Origin of the sequence: Paenibacillus sp. CF384 (genome assembly GCF_900106745.1) — a bacterium.
Taxonomy (GTDB): Bacteria; Bacillota; Bacilli; order Paenibacillales; family Paenibacillaceae; genus Paenibacillus_Z.
In genome coordinates this window covers 406,917-428,172 of sequence record NZ_FNNV01000001.1, presented here as the reverse complement: position 1 = coordinate 428,172, position 21,256 = coordinate 406,917, and the positions used below count along the sequence as shown (strand labels likewise).

The window sequence follows — 21,256 nt, the reverse complement described above, 5'->3', positions numbered from 1 at the left end:
AGCAATGGGAATAGCGAGGCTGCCCGGATTCACAATCCGGCAGCCTTTTTTCGTTACAGATGTGTAAACATTTATAGTCAAAATGTATATTATAATATACAAAATGACAATAATCATGTATGATACCCATGTGGAGGTGATGTAGTGGTTGAATTACGTAACCGCGTCCGAGAGCTGAGGGCTCGCGATCGATTGTCGCAAGGCGATCTCGCCCAATTAATCGGCGCATCCAGACAAACGATTGCCTTAATCGAAAGAGGGGATTACGCGCCTTCAATCGTATTGGTCTTGAAGATTTCGGCAGTCTTTCAAGTGCCGGTGGAGTCCATATTTTTCTTAGAGGGGGATGAGGAGAACCATGAATAATAAATCCAAAAAGATAACTGCGCTCTACTTAATATCCATGATGGCCTTAGGAGGGGTTGGCGGGTTTCTTCTTACCAGCGAATCGGTTCCGCGTCCGGACCATTTAACGTTTAACCCCGGCATCGTTTACGATTACGATATCATCTTTGGGGTTATCGGCATTGCTTGTTTCCTTCTGACGACATGGAGCATCATAGGAATTCTGCGGTATACTTCCAAATCGGGTTACGAGCCTAATGGGTCTGAAGATGAACCGACTGCCGACGAGCATGCGGTTGGCAAGCTCATGAAAATTAGTGCCTACAATTATATGACGGCTGCTTTGTGGTTCGCGCTTTGTATGGCTTATTTTGCCAGCAGGGAAGCCCAAGCCAATGATCAAGAAGGCTTCCTGATTGTGAATCTGTTATGCGCGGTTGTTTTTATCTTAGGAGCGGTTGTATTGCAGTCCATCATCGTTCGTCATTATAACAAGCTGTTTCCGGATCGCTCCATTTCGATGCGTACAAGGAACACACAACGCGAATTGTTCGATAAACTGGACGAAGCTGAGCGATTCACCGTTTATAGGTCGGCCTACAGCTCCTTCAAGGCCGTCAATGTCATGATCTATAGCGGCATATTGTTCTTCATTCTATACTCGTTCCTCTTCGAATTTTCACCGCTGCCTATCATGGTCCTCACCATCATCTCTATTGTCCAGAAAGCCGTATACTTTCGCGAAGCAAGCAGATTCGGCAAATAAATAAAAAAACAAGCTGCCGTAAATTGTCGGCAGCTTATTCTTTGTGATTAAAGGGAGAATCGATTGCTTAAAATGGTGTACTAAATGCATTGATGAACGTGAATTCAGGGGGAGTAAAGCGCTGGTTCGTAACGAGTTGCCCAACCTCGTCGATTCCGTATACCGTTAATACAGTATCACCAATTAAAGGAGGCATCATTTCATCAAATTGAACTTCATAAGCAACGTTACCAGCAATAAAAAACGTCGCAACTCGACTGGATTTAGGTACTAGATTAATAGATTGAGAATATAGGTGATTAAAACTAGTCGAATCAACCGAAGCGTAAACTTTTACAATAAATGAAGTTGCTGTAGTTTGATTATTGTTCTTAATATTAACCACGATGGTTGATGCAGCAGTGCCGAATTCCCGTGTGTTTGTAACCCATCCTGTAGTATAAGGCATCCAAAAGCACTCCTTTCAACGATATCATTTTCATAGTACATGCAGTATGTTATGAGAACAAAATTATTATGTTACAATATTTGGAAGTAAAATTTCTATGACAGCGGACTTATGTCTAATCGGCCAAAAACATGTTATAATAAGTGCGCAAAACACATATTTTGCGCACTTTCGTCTCAGATCGACAAAAGACAGCAAAGTCAGCCCATCATAGAGGTGAATCCATGTCCCAAAACTACGAAATTGAGGAAAATTACGAGGAAGAGCTGCGTGCTTTTCATATATGGATGAAGCAAGCGGGATACACAACGACTACTCAGAGAGAGTATAAGAGAGAAGCATACTCCTATCTCCAATCGCTGGATGGGTTATCGGCCCAGAAAGCCGGTAAGATGGATGTGATCGGATATCTGGTATCCAAACAGGATTCCACCGGAGATCGCACGAGAAACAGAACGCTTTCGGCGATACGCTCCTTTTATGTGTCCTTGATTGATTTTGAAATGGCAACGAGGAATCCAGCCATGGAAGTGAAGAAATCCAAGACAGAGAAGAACAAGAAACCGGTTTACCTTGAAGAAGAGGAGCTTGTTCAGAGTCTGGCATTCGTAGACGGTCGGTACCGGGATCGCAATCTGGCGATTTTCTTGCTGATGAGCTATTGCGGCTTGCGCGTTGGAGAAGTACATCGGTTGAATCTCAAAGATTTCAAGAAAGCGAAGGGAACGATCGAAGTATTCGGTAAAGGGAGAAAATGGAACGAGATTCCCGTACCCGAAATGTTGAGCTCAATGCTGGCGAAAGTGGAGCAGGAGCGAATTGCCCCTTATCGCGAGAAAGAAGAAGCCTTCTTCGTCTCTCAGAAAGGGAAGAGACTGTCCATTCGGCAAATCCAGAAAATCGCGGAACAGACCTTTGCCGCCTTCAAAGCGGACAAGCCGGGGCTGACCGACATGAAGCTGTCTTGTCATAAATTGCGACATACTTTCGCGACGATGCTGCTTCGGAACGGCGTCGATATTCGGATCGTGAAGGAACTGCTCGGCCATTCCTCGATTGAAACGACGATGATTTATACCCATGTCAATGACGATCAGAAGAAACAAGCCATGTCGACCATCAACATTCCGGTACTGATCTAATTTCATATCCTTTCATTCAAGAGCTGCCATGAGGCGGCTCTTTTTCATATTGATTAGGATAGTTCATCCTTTAGCTGAATAAATATTAGCATAGCTGCTTCGACAACGTCCGCAGGTGCTGAATAAGATAACGGCAAGAGGAAACGGCATTCGCCGTGAGAAAAAGGGTGACACATCATGAGAAAACAACGACGGATCAACAATCAACCATCGGATTTGTTTCCGGTCAGAGGAATTGACTATCTTGAAATTTATGTCGGAAACGCCAAACAAGCTGCACATTATTTAAGTAAAGGGTTCGGCTTTAAGGTGGTGGCTTACGCGGGCTTAGAGACAGGGGAACACGGCAAAGTCTCGTATCTGCTGGAGCAGAATCAAGCGCGGTTTGTACTCAGTGGAGCGTTATCGCCGGACCATCCCATCGCAGAGTTTGTCATCAAGCACGGTGATGGCGTCAAAGACATTGCCATGCGAATCGACGATGTGGAGAAAGCTTACCATGACGCTGTCGCACGCGGCGGCATCCCCATTATGGAGCCGAGGGAATATAAAGATTCGCATGGAACAGTGACGACAGCCGCCATCGGGACATACGGGGATACCATCCATACGTTAATTAATCGCAGTAATTATAAAGGTGTGTTTCTGCCCCATTACGAGGCATGTGAGCTGAACATCCCGCATCAAACGACCGGGTTAATCGGGATCGATCATGTTGTCGGCAATGTGGAGCAGATGGAAGAATGGGTATCGTATTACGAGAAGGTTATGGGCTTCAAACAAATGATTCATTTCGATGATAAGGATATCTCGACCGAATATTCGGCGCTGATGTCGAAGGTGATGTTTGGCGGCGGACGGATCAAGTTCCCCATTAATGAGCCTGCGACAGGCAAACGCAAATCACAGATCCAAGAGTTTCTCGACTATTACCATGGGGCAGGCGTCCAGCATATCGCGATTCTGTCGAATGACATCATTGCAACTGTAACGGCATTAAAGGATAACGGGATCGAGTTCCTGAGCACACCGGACAGCTATTATGAAATGTTAACGGAACGAGTCGGCACCATCGATGAGGAGATTGCGAAGCTTCAAGAGCTGAACATCCTTGTAGACCGCGACGATGAAGGCTATCTGCTGCAGATTTTCACCAAACCGATCGTGGATCGTCCTACGTTGTTCATCGAAATCATTCAGCGCAAAGGGGCCGTTGGATTCGGAGAAGGCAACTTCAAAGCGTTGTTTGAATCGATTGAAAGGGAACAAGCGAGAAGAGGAAATTTATAAGAAATTACGACAACAATGAGGAGCTGGTTCGATGAAAGTAGATCCTGGCACGCTGCCGTGGAGGGATGCCTATAAGCTGCTGATCGGCTCCGTCCTGCCGCGTCCTATCGCATTTGTCTCCACGGTTGATCTGCAAGGCAATAGTAATTTAGCTCCGTTCAGCTTCTTTACCGGCATCTGCGCGAAACCGATGATGGTTTGTTTTGCGCCGATGATTCGGGGGTCGGATGGGAAGAAGAAGGATACCCTTGCCAATATTGAAGCGACCAAGCAGTTCGTCATCAACATCGTGGGCGAGCAAATCGCTGCACAAATGAACGACTGCGCCACCGAATTCCCTCCGGAGATCGATGAGTTCACCTATACGGGACTGACGAAAGTGCCGAGTCACACCGTACAGCCACCAAGAGTACAAGAATGTGATGTCCAGCTTGAATGTACGCTGCATCAAATCGTAACACTGGGCGAGTTGCCCGGCGCTGGCAGCCTTGTGATCGGCCAGGTCGTATGCATTCATGTGCAGGATGAATTGTTCGAGGGCGGCAGGATCAACAGTGAATTGCTGCGACCGATTGGCAGAATGGCGGGGCAAACCTACACGAGGGCGATTTCCGACACCTTTGAACTGGAAAGGAAGTAAAGCCTGGCAGTGAAGGGGGAAAACGAATATGGCGTTCTATCATCGGATGGGGGAGATTCCGCCGAAGCGACACACACAATTTCGACAGCCCGACGGCACCTTGTACCGTGAACAAGTGATGGGAACCAAAGGCTTCTCGGGCATCCAATCGATTCTCTATCATCACCATGCGCCGACCGCTATCACGAAGGCGCAGTTGCTGTCCGCGAGCAAACCGCAATTCGAGACGCAAGGTGCGCTCCGTCATCGCCACTTTCGCACCAATCGATTGGTCTTGAAAGGCGATGCCATCTACGGCAGGCAATATATGTTCGGCAACGACGATCTCTTAATCGCTGTCGCACATCCTACAGAAGCGATGGATTACTACTATCGCAATGGGGACGGCGATGAATTGATTTTCGTTCATAAAGGAAGCGGCAAAGTGGAAACGATGTTCGGCACCCTGCGCTATCGGCCCGGCGATTATATCGTGATTCCGATCGGAACGATCTACCGAGTAGTACCGGATTCCGGCAAAACAAAGCTTCTCATCGTGGAAACGAACAGCTGGATCACGACACCGAAACGATACCGCAATGAACAAGGCCAGCTGCTGGAGCACAGCCCGTACTGCGAGCGGGATATACGGCTTCCGGAACATTTGGAAACGTTTACAGAAAGCGGTGAATTCGAAGTTCGCACTCGAAAAGGCGGCTATCTGCATGCTCATATTTTCACTCATCATCCGTTGAATGTTGTCGGCTGGGACGGCTATCTGTATCCATGGATATTGAATATTCGCGATTTCGAACCGATTACGGGACGGATTCATATGCCTCCGCCGATTCATCAAACCTTCGAAGGCAACCAATTTGTAATCTGCTCGTTCTGTCCGAGGATGTACGATTATCATCCCGATTCGATTCCTGCGCCTTATTATCACAGCAATGTCGATAGTGACGAGGTGCTTTATTATGTGAAAGGGAATTTCGGCAGCCGCAAAGGGATCGAGGAAGGTTCGATGACCTTGCATCCATCAGGCATCCCGCATGGACCCCATCCCGGTAAAGTAGAGGACAGCATCGGCAAGAAGGAAACCAATGAGCTGGCGGTCATGATCGATACGTTTCGCCCCTTGCAAGTTGTCGAGCATCTGCAGTCGATCGAGGATATGAATTACGTATACAGCTGGGTATCGCGTCCGGTGAATCCATAATCCGGCTAGAACCTGAAGGAGATGCTGACTATGCGGCAACGAGCAGTGTGGTTTCCGAAGCAGTCGGAACAGGATCAAACGCGATTATATCAGTTCATGCTCAAGCACGGATTCACGGATTATGAGGCCTTCTATAGCAAATCGATTGAAGACGTCAGTTGGTTCTGGGATGCAGTCGTGCAAGACATGGGGATTGAATGGGCAATTCCCTATGATAAAGTCGTAGATTTCGCAGCTGGCCTTCAGTGGCCTTCTTGGTTTACACAGGGACAGTTGAATATCGCGGTTAATGCGGTCGACAGATGGTTGTCGGACCCTCAGGCAGCGGGCAGAAATGCAATGATCTGGGAAAGCGAGGATCAACAAACGCTGAGCTTCACCTATGCCGAGCTTGCCGAGCAAGTGAATCGTGCAGCACATGGATTGCGGCAGCAATTCGGATTATCGGCCGGGGAACGTGTTGCTCTCTATATGCCGATGATCCCGGAAACCGTTATTGCAATGCTAGCTTTGGCCAAACTAGGCGCTGTTGCTGTTCCCATCTATTCCGGTTACAGTGCCGAAGCGGTGGCTAAACGAATCGATGGATCCGGCTGTACCTTGCTAATCACAGCTGACGGTTATTACAGGCGCGGAAAACCAATTCATATGAAGGAAGAAGCCGACAAGGCGGCTGATGCGGCAGCTTCCCATGTTAAGCTGGTCGTTGTTCGCCGGTTGGGCATTCCGGTCTCTAAGCGGAAACAGGCAGGTGAAGTCGACTGGTTCGAGCTCATGGGCGCCGAGAACAGTGATGAATCAACACCATTCCCAGCAGCAGCGATGAACAGCTCCGATCCATTAATGCTCCTCTACACCTCCGGAACAACCGGTTCGCCCAAAGGCATCGTTCATACGCACAGCGGATTCCCAATCAAGGCTGCGTTCGATGCCGGTTATGTGATGGACTTTAGGCCGGGGGACACGATGTTGTGGAATACCGATATGGGATGGATGATGGGGCCATTCATGGTGTATGGCACCTTATTAAACGGCGGTACGATGGTGCTGTACGATGGAGCACCGGATTTTCCCGGCCCAAGTCGGATATTTAACCTCGTTAATAAACATAAAGTGACTCATCTTGGCATTTCGCCAACACTGATTCGGAGCTTAATGAAGCACGGTGAAGCATGCTACAACGGATGTGATCTGACCTCGCTAAGGGTCATCGGTTCGTCCGGCGAGCCTTGGAATCCCGAGCCGTGGCAATGGTTATTCCATGACATCGGTCAAGGCAGGATACCGATTGTTAATTATTCAGGAGGCACCGAGATTTCAGGGGGCATTCTGGGGAATGTACTGCTTAAACCGATCGCCCCTGCAGGTTTTAACGCTGCAATTCCAGGCATGCATGCGGATGTATTCTCGCAGGAAGGGAAACCGGTTCGAGGCGAGGTCGGGGAACTGGTGCTGAAGAATGTCTGGCTCGGCATGGCAGGCGGCTTCTGGCAAGAGCCGGAACGATACGAGAACACCTATTGGTCGCGATGGCCGGATATTTGGGTGCACGGCGATTGGGTGGAGTTGGACGATGATGGCTTCTGGACGATCACTGGACGATCTGACGACACGCTAAACGTGGCTGGAAAGCGGCTTGGTCCCACTGAAATGGAGTCGCTGCTCGCCCAGCATCCTCGCGTCGTGGAAGCGGCGGCAGTCGGCGTACCTGATGATCTGAAAGGAGAAGCCGCGGTTTGTTTCGTCGTTCTGGATCATCCGCCACTTCATCCCAAGGAATCAACTGCGATCATTTCCGAGCTATTCGAATGGGTAACGAGCCGGCTTGGCAAAGCATTCAAACCGTCGGCGATTCACATCTTAGACGCATTGCCTAAGACAAGAAATGCAAAGGTGATGCGCAGAGTAATACGATCAGCTTATCTCGCTATTGATCCCGGCGACCTGTCAGCACTTGAAAACCTCGATTCGTTAGAAGCAATTAGGAAATTGAGAGGGCAGGGGAACTCAAACTCACTGCATGATAGCAGTTAACCACCATGCGATGCATAAGCAAAGGAGATCATCCAATGGCGTGTTCGTTTATTCCTGTTGATGCGGAATCGCATTTTCCGATACAGAATTTGCCTTATGGCGTCTTCCGTCCACTGCATAGCAGTAATTGCATGCCTCGAATTGGTGTGGCAATCGGGGATTATGTGCTGGATTTAGCCGTGTTGGATGAAGCTGGCTGCTTCGATAACACCTCTGTCTCAGGGAGAGGCATCTTCGCACAACCTTCGCTTAATGCATTCATGGCGATGGGGCATCAGGTGTGGCGTGAAGTTCGTTCCATCCTTAAGCGACTGCTGGTTTCGGAAGAGCCGGCACTGCGAGATAACCTCCCGCTCCGATCGTCGGCATTTCACCATCAACGTAATGTCGAGATGCTGCTGCCTGCGGCAATCGGCGATTACACCGATTTCTATGCATCCAAGTCACATGCTGTTAACGTCGGTACTTTATTCCGAGGCAAGGAACAGGCTTTGATGCCGAATTGGCTTCATCTGCCGGTAGGATATCATGGCAGGGCAAGCTCTATCGTCATTAGTGGAACGGATGTTCGGCGTCCCTGCGGACAGATGAAACCTCCCGATTCCGCTGCGCCATTCTATGGACCGATCGGTCAGCTTGATTTTGAATTGGAGATGGGGTGGTTGATCGGTACAGGTAATAAACTCGGGCAGCCTATCCCAATTGACGAAGCGAAGGAGCATGTATTCGGACTTGTGCTCGTCAACGATTGGAGTGCTCGCGACATTCAAGCCTGGGAGTACCAGCCGCTTGGACCTTTTCTCGGTAAAAACTTCGCGACCTCCATCTCTCCCTGGGTTGTCACGCTAGAGGCACTGGCTCCATTTCGCATTCCGGCAGTTATTCAACAAGAGCCTGCCCCGCTTCCATATCTGCAAACGAAGAATGATGCAATAACCTTCGATATTCGACTGGAGGTTTATTGGCAAAGTGATGCCAATGGCAGCCGAGAACGAATCGCCGTCAGCAATTACAGCAATCTCTATTGGACGATTGAGCAGCAGGTCGCACATCATACGGTAGGCGGATGTAATTTGCGTCCGGGCGACCTGCTCGCTTCCGGAACGATCAGCGGTTCCACGAAGGAATCGCGAGGCTGCATGCTGGAGCTGACATGGCGGGGAACGGACCCGCTTCACTTGAACAGCGGCCAAGAGGAACGTTCTTGGCTTGCCGATGGCGATCGGATTACGATGACCGGCTGGTGCCAAGGCAATGGCTACCGAGTCGGTTTCGGAGAGGTTACAGGGAAAGTATTGCCGGCAACTAGATAGCACGCGCAAACTGCAGAGGGAGTGGAAGACATGAGAATGATTCCTCCTCATTTGTCCCCCTATATATCCGAGCAAAATTATGATCAGTACACGCCTATAGATCACGCCGTATGGCGGTATGTCATGCGTCAGAATCACCATGCCCTGCGAGATACGGCACATGCCGCTTTTGTCAGTGGACTGCAGCAGTCAGGTATTCAAAAGGAGAGTATTCCCCGCGTATCCGAGATGAACGCATGCCTTGCCCGAATCGGCTGGGGGGCAGTCATCGTCAATGGTCTCATTCCCGGCGCTGTGTTTTACGAGCTGCTTGCGAATGGGATTCTGCCCATTGCCGCCGAAATCCGCAAGTTATCCAATATCGAGTACACCCCGGCTCCCGATATTATCCACGAAGCTGCCGGGCATGCACCGATCTTGTTCGATCCGGAATATAGAACGTATGTGCAAACGATAGGGTCAATCGGCACTAAGGCTTTCTCTATGAAAGAAAGAGGAGAAGCCTTCGAAGCGCTGCGCCAATTAACGATCGTCATGGAAGATCCGAAATCGACAGCGGAAGAAAAGGCTGCTGCCCAGAAGCTGGTAGAAGAGAAACAACAAGCGATAACTGAACTAACGGAAGCGGAGAAAGTGTCCCGACTATTCTGGGCAACCGTCGAATACGGGCTCATAGGGGAACTGGATAATCCGAAAATATACGGCGCAGGCTTGCTGTCTTCCGTCGGAGAGAGCAAACATTGTTTCACCGATGCGGTAATGAAGCTGCCGTACACCGTTGATGCTTGTGCCGCCAGCCCCAAGGTCGTAACGGAGATGCAGTCCCGTCTCTTCGTATGTCATAGCTTTGAGCAATTACTAGAAGGTGTTGAAGCATTGGCGAACACCATGGCATTTCGAATCGGCGGCACGGAGAGCTTGGAGAAAGCGCTGCGTTCGCGTAATGTGGCGACTATTGCGTTCAACTCGGGCATTTGTGTTACGGGGATCATCCAGAGCATCGAGAAAGACTCGAATGGTGAAGCCATCTATATGAACACGACGGGCGGAACCGCGTTGTCGATTGACCATCAACAATTAAGCGGGCATGGCCAAGATTATCATGCTACAGGATACGGTAGTCCCATTGGTAAGCTGCAAGGCGGGATTGCAATAGAAGACTGCGATGATCAAGCACTTGCCAGGTTAGGCATACTTCAAGGAAGTCATACGGAGCTGCCATTCGAAAGTGGAATTCACGTTACAGGACGGATCAAGAGCATCCTTAGAAACGCTCATCACGTCGTCCTCATATCTTTCGAGGACTGTTCGGTCACCTGCAACGGAAAGGTGTTATTCAAGAAAGAGTGGGGCACATACGATTTGGCTGTAGGATCAAGTATCGTTTCCGCGTATCCGGGTGCGGCTGCCCCCGGTGCCTACTACAGTGCAGTTGTGCCTCTAGCCAAAGAAGAAGTAGAACCTACCCAATCCGCTCCACCTACCGAGCTAGAAACCCTCTATCAACAAATAAGAGTAATAAGAGAAGCCAGCGGTGCCGCTGCTCAATCTCTCCAAGCACTCACCGAAATCCATAATAAGCTCAACCAAACGTATGCGAACGATTGGTTACTGCGATTAGAGATGCTCGAATTAGCTGCAGGCAACCGGGAATTGCAATTACTAGAGCTCCCGCTGCAAGAAGAACTGCTAGAACTGAGCAAGTCGGCTTCCATCCGCAATCTCATCCTTAATGGTTTAGCTGTACTAAAGTTCCACTAAAGTTTAGAAAAAGCAGTGGTGCAGAGAAGCTCTCGTTCATACATTGATATGTATATCAATATTTGAATAAGAGGGTGTCTTCCTTGGGTCATAATCGTCGTCGGTTGAGAATCGTTGTCCTCACTTTCATAGTTTCACTGCTGCTGGGTGTTTTCCCGCTTGCTACCGCGAGCGCTAAAGCAAGTAATAACCAATTGATTGTGATCAATAAGAGCACGAACAAGTTGGCATATTTCAATAACGGTGAGTTGATTAAGACCTTCTCGGTTGCGACCGGCAGAACGCGGACATTAACCCCTGAAGGCAGCTTCGAAATCGTCAACAAAATCAAGAACAGACCGTATTACAAAGAAAAAATTCCCGGAGGCGATCCTCGGAATCCGCTCGGCGACCGTTGGTTAGGCCTTGAGGTTGACGGAACGGAAGGCACCACGTACGCGATTCACGGCAATAACAATAGCAAATCTATCGGCAAGTACGTAAGCGCAGGCTGTATCCGGATGAAGAATGATGAGATTCATTGGTTATTTCCACAAATTGAAATCGGGACGCTCGTGATCATTACAACGTCGGAGCATACTTTAACTGAAATCGCAGAAGAGCATGATTACCCGGTTATGAAGAGTTATGAGGGAAAGCTGCTCGTAAACGGAGAATTGAAGGCATTAGATAACGACTTGTTCTTAGCCGATTCACGCGTGTTTATTCCGATGCGTGAAGTCTTTGAATTATTGGGAGCCGAAGTAACGTGGGATGATGCAACTAAGACAGTGACAGCGGTCATCGGAGATCGAACACTTACCCATACGATACAGACGAATACCGTCGATGTGAATGGAGAGTCCGTAACCATAACCACATCTAAACTGGTAGCCGATAAGGTGCTGCTCCCGCTGCGGAATATATCGGAACTGATCGGTTATACCGTAGAGTGGGACAGCAGTACAAGAGAAATCCGAATATCCAAATAATACTAAATGCGTGCAACCCCTGTTTCTAATTAGGGTTTGCACGTTTTTCAATTTGCATCCGTCTCTTGACCGATTCCATTCAGCGGCGAAAACGATTAGAATAGAAGAATATGAATGAAACGGAAAGGGGGGATATCATTGTTCGAGCCTTATGATGCGCTGCTTTATGCGCTGTCCATTTGTACGCTTGTTTCATTGGCTTACTTATGTTTCGTTTGGATTCCGACCGCTGCTGATGACGCCAGATGGACGAGAATCCGCGAAGCGGATATGCCGTTATCTTTGCTGAAAAAACCGCCTGGTACTGTATTGACCCAGCGGCAGCGGCTAACTCGGCATACGAAACGCAAAGAAGCGCCTGACGATGATTCATCCCCGTGCATGACCCTGTTGATTGCCGCAGCATAACAACAACAGGGAGGATTATTAATCATGTTAAATATGTACGCTCAAGTCGGGTTTTTTCATCAATATTTTGTTTCGCCGTTCTCTTGGATGATTGATCATTTTGCAGGATGGTTTGGAGGCAGCTTCGGTCTTGCTGTTATTGCAATCACAGTAATCGTACGGCTGGCGCTTATGCCATTCATGATTAATCAATATAAACAGCAGCAGAAGATGAGACGTAAGATGACAACTATGCAGCCTGAACTTGATGCCATTAAGAAGAAATACGCCAATAATACGGATGCGGATAAGCAGCGAAAGCAAACGGAGGAAACGATGGCGGTGTACAGCAAGCATGGGTACAACCCTCTGAACATAGGCTGTCTGCCGATGCTCTTACAAATTCCGATCTTATCCGGCATGTATTACGCCATTCGGTCAAACCCAGAGCTTGCTCACCATACGTTTCTGTGGTTCCAACTCGGGAAGCCGGATCTTATCCTGCCGTTCCTGGCTGCCGGCGTGTACTTGGCTCAAGCACTGATCTCTAAGAGTGCAAATCCTCAGATGAATGCAGCCAAAGGAATGGGCTGGATTGTATATCTTTCCCCGGTCATGATGGGCATATTCTCATTCTCCGCACCGGCTGCAATGCCGCTCTATTGGTGCATCGGCGGGATGATTATTATCTTGCAAACACTGATTTCCAAATGGATGTATCCGCTAGAGGAGACAACTGCCATGCCAGTTAAGACAGCTCAGTCTTAAATGAACAAAGAACCGATCGGATCAATGATCCATCGGTTCTTCTTTATTTAGTGGCATTAATTCATTTGATTTCGTCACTGGAAAGAGAGATAATGTCCATGCAGTAAGTATACATACACAGCTATCAAACTTAAAGGAGCACATCATGACACCTATTTTACTTATACCTGTTGCCATTATGATTCCGGTTATTCTCTTCATCGTCGTTATTATTAGGTATAACAACCGGCAAAAGGAAGATAAAACAGAATAATTAAAACGTCAGAACAACTCGAGCAAGGTGCCGCCAATCATCCCAGCCATTACTATGGTCCAAGGCGGTAATTTCCAGAAAACTAACAGTAGAAACAAGATGGACGCCAGTGCAAAATCAGCCGAATCGATAATAGCTGTTGTCCATAACGGATTATACAAGGCTGCTAATAGTATACCGACCACAGCCGCGTTAATGCCTACCAATGCTGCCCCAATGTGCCTGTTATTTCGAAGAGCGCTCCAGAAAGGCAAGGTTCCAAGGATCAATAAAAAGGCGGGCAAGAAGATCGCAATTGTCGCAAGAATGGCCCCGAAAACGCCTTTAGTCATTGCGCCTAAGTAAGCTGCGAAAGTAAATAGCGGCCCGGGAACCGCCTGCGCCGCACCATACCCGGCAAGAAAGTCTTCTTTGCTTATCCAACCGGGTGGAACCACTTCTTGTTCCAATATCGGAAGTACAACATGACCCCCGCCAAATACGATTGAACCAGACCGGTAAAAGCTATCGAATAGAGCCACCCATTCGGAAGATGAGTGATGTCTTAGAATGGGGAGCGCAATCAAGAGACCGAAGAACAAAGTCAGACAGAAGGCAGCGAACGTACGTGTAATTGGAACATTTAGCGCGGGAGCATCCTGCACTTCCGTATTTCGAGATATAACTAACCCCATCAATCCAGCGGAAATGATGAGCGCAGCTTGGCTAAATACAGACTGCCACAGTAGCGAAATTACAGCAACCGCGATAGCGATGGAGGCTCGGATTTTGTCCGGTGCGAGCTTCTGTCCCATACCAAGGATAGCTTGAGCAACAATGGCTACCGCTACGATCTTCAAACCATGAATCCAGCCCACTTGACTAATATCCAATCCGGTTAGAACGTAAGCGAATACGACCAGTGCAATTACTGATGGCAGCGTAAATCCAAGCCAAGCTATTAATCCGCCGAGCAAGCCGGCTCGCATCGTACCGATACCAATGCCGACTTGGCTGCTGGCCGGACCGGGAATGAACTGGCATAGTGCAACGAGATCGGCATAGCTCCGTTCATCCATCCACTGCCTTTTGCGAATGTATTCATTATGGAAGTAGCCTAGATGGGCAATGGGTCCGCCGAAAGAAGTAAGTCCCAGCTTAACTGAAACGACGAATATTTCCATTAAGGCTTTTAAACTCCGTTTAGGCAGCTCGTTATTCGGATTAGGCCAGGTCACTTCTGTAACATCCTTCACGTCATGGATTTATTGATCGCCAATACGGTCAATGTTATAAATGTAGCAAAGGAATAAAGCTTGTTCAATCGTTTTCACAGAACTAATAAATTCGCAGTGGTGGTGTATTTGTATTGGATAACACGATTCGTAGGACAGAGCTCGCTACATTTGCAGGAGGCTGTTTCTGGTGTATGGTTCAGCCGTTCGACACGCTTCCGGGGATTGAATCTGTCATTTCAGGTTATACGGGCGGCCATACGATTAATCCGACCTACCAAACCGTCGGTACGGAAACGACAGGTCATTTTGAAGCCGTTCAAATTTCGTTTCAGCCGGACTTGTTTCCCTATGAGCGTCTGCTCGACATCTATTGGCAGCTTATCGATCCAACAGATTCCGGAGGACAATTCGGTGACCGCGGTTCATCTTACCGAACCGCAATATTCGTACATAACGAGGAGCAGCGCAAGGAGGCAGAAGCCTCCAAACAAGCGCTGCAGAAGAGCAAACGATTCAAGAAACCGATCGTAACCGAGATCGTACCCGCCGTGCAATTCTATCCCGCAGAGGATGAGCATCAGGATTACTACAAAACTCACCGAAGGTCCTACAATATGTATCATGAAGGCAGCGGGCGTGATGAATTCGCTGAACGAAGCTGGAACAGCAAGAAAGACAAGGATCGACTCCGTCAGCAGTTAACGGAGCTGCAATACGGCGTCACGCAGAATAGGGAGACCGAACCGGCATTTCATAACGATTATTGGAATGATGAACGGGAAGGGCTCTATGTCGATGTTATTAACGGCGATCCGTTGTTCAGCTCAAGGGACAAGTACGATGCAGGAACCGGCTGGCCAACCTTCTCAAAGCCCATCGAGGAGGGTTGGATTCGGAAAGAATCGGATCTAAGCAACGGTCAAGTGCGCACGGCGCTGCGAGCTCGTATATCCAAATCGCATTTGGGCCACTTAATCCAAGAACGTAACAAGCTCGAATATCGTATCAATTCCGCATCCTTGCGTTTTGTGCCGGTAGAGCAATTAGAGACGGAGGGGTATAGCCGTTATAAGCAGCATTTTGCATAATTCTGGGTTTGCAGGCGAATACTTTCATTGATTCTATTCTAGTGCAGACCCTGGAGAACAGAAATGATAATCGATCCTTCCGTTGCAAACAACATAAGCAAATTGGAGCAGCTGTATGCGGATAACAACTATTTCTGCTTCCAGAACTTCGAATCGAAACAAGGGAATCCACTGGGTGCGGTTGCCTATTTAAGTGTGATTATCAATCAGCAAACCTTGAACAAGCAGTTCGTCAGGAAGATCAACGAGGATATTCTCGCTCATGAGCATCCGACGGCTGAAACGATTCTCGAATCCATTCGTTCGTTAGGCATCGTCACCGAAATCCCTTCATTGGACAAGGTTACCGGGATGATCGCTGATGCCGGAATCGTATTTTTCATCGAAGGCTTAACGGTGTGTTATGGCATCGGGATCCCCGGATATGAGACGCGCGCTGTCGATCAACCCACCTCGGAAATCAACGTGCGCGGGCCGCGCGAAGGTTTCACAGAGGACTTGAAAGTGAATATGGGTTTGGTTTATCGCAGGATGAAATCCACTAAATTGAAATCCAAAATCGTTGTTCTTGGACGGGAAAGCCAGACAAATGTGATGATCGTATATCTCGAAGATCAAGTAGAAGCTTCCGTTCTGCGCGAGGTCGAAGAGAGAATTGAGTCGGTCAAGCTGAATATCGTCATAGACAGCGCCCAAATCGAAGAATGGATCCAAGACAGCCCGTATTCGCCGTTTCCTCAGATTATGAATACGGAGAGACCAGACCGTGTTGTGAACGCTTTAAATCTGGGGAAAGTGGTTATTTTCACAGACGGAAGCCCGAATGCGCTTATTGCCCCCTCCACCTTTACGGATTTCTTGCACCCCAGCGAGGATCTCTACGAAAAGTTTTATTTTGCCAATTTCCTACGCCTATTACGCATGCTCACATTGCTTATTTCACTCTGCGGACCTTCCTTATACATCGCGTTAACGACATTCCATCTAGAGATGATTCCGACACCGCTCATGCTCACGTTTCTGTCCACCAAATCAGGCATTCCGTTCCCGACTTTTCTGGAGGCTCTTATCATGGAGGTTGCTTTCGAGATATTAAGGGAAGCAAGCATTAGGCTGCCTCGTACGGTTGGTCAATCCGTAAGTATCGTTGGTGCGCTCATTATTGGAGAAGCAGCTGTTCAATCCGGCATTATCTCCAGACCGATGGTCATTGTCGTCGCGATGACGGGCATTGCTTCATTTACGATTCCGGCATTCAACACGGCGATTACGCTGCGTTTGCTGCGATTCCCGCTCATCTTCATAGCTGCGTGGACAGGCGTTCTCGGCTTGGCACTTGGCTTGTTTGCGATTGTCCTGCATTTATGTTCGCTGCGGTCGTTCGGGAAGCTGTATTTGCCTACGTTTAATGCAAATCGTTGGAAGGACGTAACCGAGCATTATTTGCTGCTCCCGATCAAGCACCGAAGACAGTCCAAGAATGACGCCTCATATGCATCTATGGAAGGGCAGGTTAGTGGACATGAGGATCATTAAACGGCTCTTGCTTGGCTTCATTCCCTTGTCGCTTCTTGCGGGATGCTCACCTGATGTCAGGGAAATCAACAGTATCGCGCTTGTTACGATTACCGGGGTTGATTACGATGAGGAATCCAAGAAAATGATTATTACGTTGTATTGCAATCACACCCCTTCGGCCAGCAAGGATGTGCCGAATAGGACGTTAGAGTGGATCGCAAGTGCTTCGGGGGATTCGATTCTTGATGCGGCGCGGAATATTAGAAGCCGTGCAGGCAAACAATTGATTTGGCAGCATGACAAATTTTTCATCGTGGGGGAAAGCGCGGCACGGCATAAGTTGTACGAAATCATTGATTACTTTAATCGCTCCCGTGAAATCCGGATGTCCGGTTATTTGGCGATAAGCAAAGGCAAAGCATCGGATATTCTTCATTTGCAGTCGGAATCCGGCGACCTGATCACGAATGAAATCGAAGGCAAGGTTAGGAACGAGCATCTATGGGGCAAGAGCATCAACATCGAGCTTAAGGACATCGTCAACTATTATACGGATTCGTACCGCGGATTCGTGCTTGGGAAATTGTTTATTTCGAAGCCGATCAACAGCGATCGCGAGGTCATGATTCTGAGCGGGGGGGCTGTGATCAATAAGGGAAAGCTCGTAGGCTGGATGAACGCCAATGATGTGCTGAGTGTACATTTGCTTATGGGGAAGAAGAAATGGAGGAACATGGAATTCGTTCAATCTGTGCCATTTCATTCAGATAAAGTTTCGCTCATGATGAAGATCGTAAAAAGTAACATCTATTACAAGTCCGTGAGCGGAATGCCGGCATTAACCATCGATGTGAAATTAAAAGGAACATTAATTGATACAAGCGGTCCCATTCAATTTACGGCTAACGATGCGCTTGAACAGCTGGAGGATGCGTCAGAGGCGGCAATGCAGAAGCAGCTTACGGCAAGCTTATCTCATTTTCAGCATGACATGAAAGTTGATGTTCTGGGCTTCTCCGATTTCCTTAGGCAGTATCACCCATATGTATGGAAGAGAACGAAACCGAATTGGACGGAAGTGTATCCAACCTTGCCCGTAACCATTACAGTCAGCGCCAGCATTCCGAATCTCGGCATGAGCCAAGTCCTGGGAGGACCATGATATGCTAATCTTTACGATCGTAGTGCTATTCTTCGTTTATGTGATTACGTCGTACGTCAAGCTGAAGAAACAAGGATGTAGAAAAGAAGCCGTCGTGCTGTTGTTCTTTAGTCTGTTTATCACCTGTTACTTCATTCCGGTTATTGAGGATTGGATGCCCACTTCGGAATCGCTGAATACATATTTATACAAACCTATTTCTTTGTATGTGAGAAATGCGTTACATGTACAGTTGGGAGTCGATTAAATCGTGAAGCAGGAGAAAATATCGAGTTTCCAGCTAGGATGCCTTTGTTTTGCGTTTATGTCAGGATTCTCGACTTTATATTTGCTCGAAGCCAAATGTCTTACCCAAGATGTTTGGATTTCCAATATTCTAGCTACGATTGCAGTGATTCTTACGTTGGTCATATCTTCGCATATTCAGAAACAATTTCCTCAGAAGAATTTCGGTGATATTATCATCATCCTTTTAGGGAAATGGATCGGGAAGGTGCTTCTGACGATTTTCATGATCGACTTAGTTGGTCTTGGCGTGTTGTCGGTTCGCTCCATAGCGTTGTTCTATACAAGCGCAATACTGCCCAATACTTCGCCGAATTTGATTATGCTCATTGTGTTTATCGTGACGATATATGCCGTTTCACTGGGTATCGGCACGATCGTTCGAAGCGTTCTTGTCATCTTGCCGTTCTTCATCATCTCGATTATCGTCATCGGCATATTCATCTATCGGGACGTGGAATATAATCCTTTTCTTCCCCAGTTTCAACACCCGATTAACATGTATGTATACGGAACGATGATTTCATTCGGATTTCCCTTTGGAAAATCAGGCGTAATGGCATTTCTGTTCTCTGACGTGAGCAATCCCAAGAAAGTATTGTTAAGCTGCAGCGTAAGCGTGACGTTTTCTTGCTTATATTTGTTGATATCAACGTATCTCGCATTCGGCTGTTTAGGAACCACGATGTTTAAGACGGCATCGTTCCCGTTCTTCTCGTCGATCCAACTTGTTAAATTCGGAGAATACATTGAACGGATTGAGATTCTGATCATCGGCATTTGGACCATTTTTACGTTATTTGAGATTATCATTGTTCAATATGTATTTGTGAAAATATTAGGAAGAGTGTTTGAGCTCAAAAACACGAAATCCTTTATTATACCGGCTGGAATCCTATTTTTCGCAGTCGCCATCAAAAGCTTCCTGCTGCCGACGGATTTAATCACTTACGACATCAACATTTTGCCATTTACGATTATCATGCCTGTTGTGATTGTGCCTATCGTGCTCCTTGTCTTAACCTGGCTGAAGATGCGGAAGTCTGGCATTCGGCCAGTCTAACCGTTAACGAATTCGATGTTCGCGAATGAAAAAACAGCGGATTGCAAGCATGCTTGCAGTTCCGCTGTTTTTTTGTTTGTCTTCAACCTTTAACCTGTCGAAGGGCTGTTCGGTACATTTCCCTTCTGATTGCGGTTACGATCCGTAGAACCGGCTACATTATTCTCGGCTTGACGGGAATCCGCCTGCAAGGCGTTCATTTTATCCTGCAGTGTTTTGTTCTTATTTCTGGACAATGCTCATCCTCCTCGGGTGATATGTAGTTGCCTTGAGGGAGGCGCTCATAGGTTGCCCAATCCGCGTGTCACCGATTCTTCGTCGAAATGGTTTTCATTTATGTCCTGATCGCAACAGTTATTGTCCAGATCGACCATGATTCCATGCTTTAGGCTGATTATGATGAGGGAAGTAATCGTTTTCATGTGAAATCGCAAACCAATCAGTAGACTATCTGAATGCTGCATGTCCGATCTTTGGATCGTACACGCAAACCAATCAGAACTAAAGGAGCGATAAGAACCCAATGATTGGAGTTGGAATCCTCGGATTTGCCCACGGACATGTCAATGCTTATTGTGACGAATGGAGAACGGTTGATCACGGCGTGAAGGTGCTTGCCGCATGGGATCATGATGCACAGCGTTTGGAGACGGCCTGCAAGACGTATGACCTTCAAGGGTATGCGGATGCGGTCCAAGTAGTCGAACGAAGCGATATTCAGGCGGTAGTGATTGCGTCCGAAACGTCGCGCCATGCTGAATTGGCAGAGCTCGCAGCCAGTCACGGCAAGGCGATCATCTTGCAGAAGCCGATGGCGCTCACGATGGCGGAAGCAGACCGAATCGTTGAAGCTGTGCAGAAGCATCAAGTCCCGTTTACGCTCGCTTGGCAGATGAGAACGGACCCCCAGAACATCCAGATGAAGCAGTGGATCGAGAGCGGTGAGCTCGGTCAAATCTTTATGGTTAGGCGCAGACATGGACTACCGGTAGGCTTGAATGCTGATTTTGCCGACAGCTGGCATGTCGATCCGGCAGCGAACCGCGATATATGGGCGGACGATTCCGCGCATCCGACTGATTTCATTCACTGGCTGCTTGGGGCGCCGGAAAGTGTAACGGCCGAGATCAGTTCCATGTATAACCCGCGCATTCCGATGGATAACGGAATTGCCGTGTATCGTTATGCTGACGGTCCGATGGCTGAGGTAAGCTGCTCGTTCACATGTACATCAGGTCAGAATACGACTGAAATTATCGGCGAGCTTGGCACGATTGTTCAGAACTACGGGGACGCCACAAGCTGCAATGTGCCTCGTCCTGACGATGGCGCAGGGCTCATGAAATATACGACGGCTACCGGAACTTGGACACCGAGCGACATCGCAACACCGGCGAACCATGGCGTCCGTATCCGCGGACTCGCGAAACCGCTGGCCGAATTCCTACGCGGCGAGCGAGAACCGATTGCATCTGCCGAGGAAGGACGCATATCGCTGCGAATGGTACTTGCTTCGTACGTTTCCAGCGGCGAAGGACGGCGTGTATTGCTCAGTGATCCGAAGATCGAGAACGTTTAATAGACAACCCAATAACTATAAAACCATT

Annotated in this window: 21 protein-coding genes; 18 read left to right on the top strand and 3 right to left on the bottom strand. The window is 48.1% G+C overall.

The genetic code is table 11. From position 1 onward, the window contains the following. Nucleotides 1–144: 144 nt before the first annotated feature. Together BLW29_RS01970 and BLW29_RS01965 are read left to right on the top strand one after the other, a co-directional pair. Nucleotides 145–366: a helix-turn-helix transcriptional regulator gene (locus BLW29_RS01970; RefSeq protein ID WP_090975679.1), complete on the top strand. Its 222-nt coding sequence runs from the start codon at nt 145–147 to the stop codon at nt 364–366. Then, the gene (locus tag BLW29_RS01965; protein WP_177186440.1) at nt 359–1,111 is read left to right on the top strand and encodes a DUF3169 family protein; all 753 of its coding nucleotides are present in this window, start codon (nt 359–361) and stop codon (nt 1,109–1,111) included. The genes BLW29_RS01970 and BLW29_RS01965 overlap by 8 nt, the downstream gene beginning before the upstream one ends. Nucleotides 1,112–1,178: 67 nt before the next feature. Here BLW29_RS01965 and BLW29_RS01960 read toward each other — a convergent pair whose 3' ends face one another. Continuing rightward, entirely contained in the window at nt 1,179–1,559 is a 381-nt protein-coding gene (locus BLW29_RS01960) for a hypothetical protein (protein ID WP_090975675.1), read from the bottom strand. A 224-nt stretch (nt 1,560–1,783) separates the two neighbouring features. Here BLW29_RS01960 and BLW29_RS01955 point away from each other — a divergent pair, with 224 nt between their 5' ends. The 10 genes from BLW29_RS01955 to yidC all read left to right on the top strand — a co-directional run bounded on the left by BLW29_RS01955 (nt 1,784) and on the right by yidC (nt 13,063). After that, nucleotides 1,784–2,701 carry a tyrosine-type recombinase/integrase gene (locus tag BLW29_RS01955; RefSeq protein WP_090975672.1) on the top strand — a complete coding sequence of 306 codons (918 nt, stop codon included), beginning with the start codon at nt 1,784–1,786 and terminating at the stop codon, nt 2,699–2,701. Between the two features lie 177 nt (nt 2,702–2,878). Beyond that, nucleotides 2,879–3,991 (top strand): 4-hydroxyphenylpyruvate dioxygenase, encoded by a 1,113-nt coding sequence (gene hppD / locus BLW29_RS01950; protein ID WP_090975671.1) that lies wholly within the window; start codon nt 2,879–2,881, stop codon nt 3,989–3,991. A 31-nt stretch (nt 3,992–4,022) separates the two neighbouring features. Next, nucleotides 4,023–4,631: a flavin reductase family protein gene (locus BLW29_RS01945; RefSeq protein ID WP_090975669.1), complete on the top strand. Its 609-nt coding sequence runs from the start codon at nt 4,023–4,025 to the stop codon at nt 4,629–4,631. Nucleotides 4,632–4,659: 28 nt separating this feature from the next. Further along, nucleotides 4,660–5,829 carry a homogentisate 1,2-dioxygenase gene (locus tag BLW29_RS01940; protein ID WP_090975667.1) on the top strand — a complete coding sequence of 390 codons (1,170 nt, stop codon included), beginning with the start codon at nt 4,660–4,662 and terminating at the stop codon, nt 5,827–5,829. A gap of 30 nt (nt 5,830–5,859) precedes the next feature. Next, the gene (locus BLW29_RS01935; RefSeq protein ID WP_090975665.1) at nt 5,860–7,863 is read left to right on the top strand and encodes an AMP-binding protein; all 2,004 of its coding nucleotides are present in this window, start codon (nt 5,860–5,862) and stop codon (nt 7,861–7,863) included. 35 nt (nt 7,864–7,898) lie between these two features. Beyond that, complete coding sequence (fahA, locus tag BLW29_RS01930; protein ID WP_090975663.1) at nt 7,899–9,176, top strand: fumarylacetoacetase; 1,278 nt, start codon at nt 7,899–7,901, stop codon at nt 9,174–9,176. A 30-nt stretch (nt 9,177–9,206) separates the two neighbouring features. Next, the gene (locus BLW29_RS01925; RefSeq protein WP_090975661.1) at nt 9,207–10,937 is read left to right on the top strand and encodes an aromatic amino acid hydroxylase; all 1,731 of its coding nucleotides are present in this window, start codon (nt 9,207–9,209) and stop codon (nt 10,935–10,937) included. A gap of 83 nt (nt 10,938–11,020) precedes the next feature. Next, a complete protein-coding gene (locus tag BLW29_RS01920; protein ID WP_256208257.1) occupies nt 11,021–11,908 on the top strand; it encodes a L,D-transpeptidase family protein in 888 nt (295 codons plus the stop codon). A 138-nt stretch (nt 11,909–12,046) separates the two neighbouring features. Continuing rightward, a complete protein-coding gene (locus tag BLW29_RS01915; protein WP_090975660.1) occupies nt 12,047–12,316 on the top strand; it encodes a hypothetical protein in 270 nt (89 codons plus the stop codon). A 24-nt stretch (nt 12,317–12,340) separates the two neighbouring features. Then, nucleotides 12,341–13,063, top strand: coding sequence for a membrane protein insertase YidC (yidC, locus tag BLW29_RS01910; RefSeq protein WP_090975659.1), 723 nt, complete (start codon nt 12,341–12,343; stop codon nt 13,061–13,063). Nucleotides 13,064–13,324: 261 nt separating this feature from the next. Here the strand turns inward: yidC and BLW29_RS01905 are convergent, their stop codons facing one another. After that, on the bottom strand, nt 13,325–14,479 hold the full coding sequence (locus BLW29_RS01905; protein WP_090975657.1) for a chromate transporter: 1,155 nt from the start codon (nt 14,477–14,479) through the stop codon (nt 13,325–13,327). Nucleotides 14,480–14,664: 185 nt separating this feature from the next. On the opposite strand from BLW29_RS01905, the gene msrA reads away from it, so the two are divergent. From msrA to BLW29_RS01880, 5 genes are all read left to right on the top strand, one after another. Next, nucleotides 14,665–15,621 carry a peptide-methionine (S)-S-oxide reductase MsrA gene (gene msrA / locus BLW29_RS01900; RefSeq protein WP_090975655.1) on the top strand — a complete coding sequence of 319 codons (957 nt, stop codon included), beginning with the start codon at nt 14,665–14,667 and terminating at the stop codon, nt 15,619–15,621. A 63-nt stretch (nt 15,622–15,684) separates the two neighbouring features. Then, complete coding sequence (locus BLW29_RS01895; protein WP_090975653.1) at nt 15,685–17,157, top strand: spore germination protein; 1,473 nt, start codon at nt 15,685–15,687, stop codon at nt 17,155–17,157. Beyond that, nucleotides 17,144–18,301: a Ger(x)C family spore germination protein gene (locus BLW29_RS01890; protein WP_177186439.1), complete on the top strand. Its 1,158-nt coding sequence runs from the start codon at nt 17,144–17,146 to the stop codon at nt 18,299–18,301. The genes BLW29_RS01895 and BLW29_RS01890 overlap by 14 nt, the downstream gene beginning before the upstream one ends. A 1-nt stretch (nt 18,302) precedes the next feature. Next, nucleotides 18,303–18,548 (top strand): hypothetical protein, encoded by a 246-nt coding sequence (locus BLW29_RS01885; protein WP_090975649.1) that lies wholly within the window; start codon nt 18,303–18,305, stop codon nt 18,546–18,548. Nucleotides 18,549–18,551: 3 nt separating this feature from the next. After that, nucleotides 18,552–19,649, top strand: a complete 1,098-nt coding sequence (locus BLW29_RS01880) for a GerAB/ArcD/ProY family transporter (protein WP_143044343.1) — start codon at nt 18,552–18,554, stop codon at nt 19,647–19,649. 89 nt (nt 19,650–19,738) lie between these two features. On the opposite strand, the gene BLW29_RS31300 is transcribed toward BLW29_RS01880, so the two are convergent. After that, entirely contained in the window at nt 19,739–19,885 is a 147-nt protein-coding gene (locus tag BLW29_RS31300; protein ID WP_177186438.1) for a hypothetical protein, read from the bottom strand. A gap of 287 nt (nt 19,886–20,172) precedes the next feature. On the opposite strand from BLW29_RS31300, the gene BLW29_RS01875 reads away from it, so the two are divergent. Further along, complete coding sequence (locus BLW29_RS01875; protein ID WP_090975646.1) at nt 20,173–21,228, top strand: Gfo/Idh/MocA family protein; 1,056 nt, start codon at nt 20,173–20,175, stop codon at nt 21,226–21,228. Nucleotides 21,229–21,256: the final 28 nt, after the last annotated feature.

Excerpts from the sequence above, each read along its gene's own strand:
- yidC (WP_090975659.1), top strand. The coding sequence starts at position 12,341 with ATGTTAAATATGTACGCTCAAGTCGGGTTTTTTCATCAATATTTTGTT.
- BLW29_RS01960 (WP_090975675.1), bottom strand. The coding sequence starts at position 1,559 with ATGCCTTATACTACAGGATGGGTTACAAACACACGGGAATTCGGCACT.
- BLW29_RS01945 (WP_090975669.1), top strand. The coding sequence starts at position 4,023 with ATGAAAGTAGATCCTGGCACGCTGCCGTGGAGGGATGCCTATAAGCTG.
- fahA (WP_090975663.1), top strand. The coding sequence starts at position 7,899 with ATGGCGTGTTCGTTTATTCCTGTTGATGCGGAATCGCATTTTCCGATA.
- BLW29_RS01890 (WP_177186439.1), top strand. The coding sequence starts at position 17,144 with ATGAGGATCATTAAACGGCTCTTGCTTGGCTTCATTCCCTTGTCGCTT.
- BLW29_RS01935 (WP_090975665.1), top strand. The coding sequence starts at position 5,860 with ATGCGGCAACGAGCAGTGTGGTTTCCGAAGCAGTCGGAACAGGATCAA.
- BLW29_RS01940 (WP_090975667.1), top strand. The coding sequence starts at position 4,660 with ATGGCGTTCTATCATCGGATGGGGGAGATTCCGCCGAAGCGACACACA.
- BLW29_RS01965 (WP_177186440.1), top strand. The coding sequence starts at position 359 with ATGAATAATAAATCCAAAAAGATAACTGCGCTCTACTTAATATCCATG.
- hppD (WP_090975671.1), top strand. The coding sequence starts at position 2,879 with ATGAGAAAACAACGACGGATCAACAATCAACCATCGGATTTGTTTCCG.
- BLW29_RS01905 (WP_090975657.1), bottom strand. The coding sequence starts at position 14,479 with ATGGAAATATTCGTCGTTTCAGTTAAGCTGGGACTTACTTCTTTCGGC.
- BLW29_RS01925 (WP_090975661.1), top strand. The coding sequence starts at position 9,207 with ATGAGAATGATTCCTCCTCATTTGTCCCCCTATATATCCGAGCAAAAT.
- BLW29_RS01895 (WP_090975653.1), top strand. The coding sequence starts at position 15,685 with ATGATAATCGATCCTTCCGTTGCAAACAACATAAGCAAATTGGAGCAG.
- BLW29_RS01875 (WP_090975646.1), top strand. The coding sequence starts at position 20,173 with ATGATTGGAGTTGGAATCCTCGGATTTGCCCACGGACATGTCAATGCT.
- BLW29_RS01955 (WP_090975672.1), top strand. The coding sequence starts at position 1,784 with ATGTCCCAAAACTACGAAATTGAGGAAAATTACGAGGAAGAGCTGCGT.
- BLW29_RS01885 (WP_090975649.1), top strand. The coding sequence starts at position 18,303 with ATGCTAATCTTTACGATCGTAGTGCTATTCTTCGTTTATGTGATTACG.